The 230-nt window shown below is 33.5% G+C and carries 1 protein-coding gene; it reads left to right on the top strand.

Annotation, left to right across the window (positions count from 1 at the left end; all coding sequences use genetic code 11):
• Positions 1-230: hypothetical protein (locus SB660_RS24260; protein ID WP_410585203.1), on the top strand; the 230-nt coding region annotated here is incomplete at both ends.

Genomic DNA, 230 nt, shown 5'->3' with positions numbered 1-230 from the left:
ATGAATTTGCCACTATCGATTTTTATGTATATCAAAATGATTACAGCCAGTTTAAAAAGCATGTACTAAACAGCAAATCAAAAGAATATACGCATTATGTTCTGAATGCTGATTTTGACAGTTGTGAGGAAGATGCAGTTGAATTTCTGAAAAATGAAATCCCTTTGGACAAGCTTATTATGCTTGATAAAAAAGTAGCGACACTTGATGGTGTTGCCGGTGTTTATCAG

Source organism: Bacillus sp. SIMBA_005 (assembly GCF_046535585.1).
In the GTDB taxonomy this organism is placed as follows: domain Bacteria; phylum Bacillota; class Bacilli; order Bacillales; family Bacillaceae; genus Bacillus; species Bacillus pumilus.
This window is presented reverse-complemented; position numbering and strand designations above follow the sequence as displayed.